This is a genomic window from Rhizobacter sp. P2_H3, assembly GCF_056403355.1.
This window is the reverse complement of the sequence record NZ_JBFUFQ010000504.1, coordinates 1-1064: the sequence shown is the minus strand read 5'-3', so window position 1 is coordinate 1064 and position 1064 is coordinate 1. Positions and strand designations below refer to the sequence as shown.

At 76.0% G+C, this 1064-nt stretch carries 2 protein-coding genes; both read left to right on the top strand.

Annotation, left to right across the window (positions count from 1 at the left end; all coding sequences use genetic code 11):
• On the top strand, positions 1 to 382 hold a 382-nt coding region (locus tag AC1D1T_RS32665), incomplete at its 5' end, for a uroporphyrinogen-III synthase (protein ID WP_477993513.1).
• A partial coding sequence (locus AC1D1T_RS32660; protein WP_477993511.1) for a uroporphyrinogen-III C-methyltransferase occupies positions 379 to 1064 on the top strand: 686 nt, incomplete at its 3' end. The genes AC1D1T_RS32665 and AC1D1T_RS32660, both read left to right, overlap by 4 nt.

Below are 1064 nucleotides of genomic sequence, written 5' to 3'. Positions count from 1 at the left end.
GGCCTGGGCGGGCCGCCGCGTGCTGGTGGTGCGCGGCACCAGCGGGCGCGACTGGCTCGCCGAGCGCCTGCGCGAACAGGGCGCCACGGTGTCGCTGGCCTGCGCCTACGGCCGCAGCGCGCCGCTGCTCGACGACGCCGGGCGCACGCTGCTGCAGGCCGCGCTCGACCGCCCGGCGCAGCACCTGTGGTTCTTCAGCAGCTCCGAAGCGGTCGACCACCTGGAGGCGCTCGCGCCGGCCCGGACCTGGGCGGCCGGCCGCGCGCTCGCGACGCACCCGCGGATCGCGGCCCGCGCGCGCGCGCTCGGCCTCGGGCAGGTGCTCGAATCCCGGCCCGCTCTCGCGGAAGTGGTGGCCTGCATACAATCGATCGCATCGTGACCGACACCGTTGCCTCCCCGCCCTCCATCGCCGAGCCGGTGCCCGCCGCACCGGTGGCCGCTGCCGCGCCGCCGCGCCGCCTGCCTGGCTGGCTCGCGCCGGCGGTGCTCGCGCTGCTGGTGCTGCTGATCGTCATCGCGCTGGTGCAGGCCTGGTCGGCGCAGCAACGGGTGCGCACGCTGGAGCAGGAGCTGGTGCGCCGCCAGCAGGACAGCGGCCGGCAGTCCGGCGAGGCGCAGGTGATGGCGCGCCAGGCGCAGGAGGTCGCGCGCGACAGTGCGGCCAAGGTCGCGCTGCTCGAGGCCAAGCTGGCCGAGGTCGCGATCCAGCGCAGCCAGCTCGAGGACCTGATCCAGTCGCTGTCGCGCTCGCGCGACGAGAACGTGCTGGTCGACATCGACGCCGGCCTGCGCGTCGCGCAGCAGCAAGCGGCGATCACCGGCAGTGCCGAGCCGCTGGTGGCGGCGCTGAAGCAGGCCGACGAGCGCCTGGCCCGCTACAGCCAGCCGCGGCTGGACGGCGTGCGCCGCGCGATCGCGCGCGACATCGACCGCGTCAAGTCGGTCGGCGTGGCCGACATCGGCGGGCTGTCGATCAAGGTCGACGAGGTGGTGCGGCTGGTCGACGAACTGCCGCTGCTGGCGCAGGCCGAGCCGCGGCGCGAGCCGGTGAAGCCGGCGGC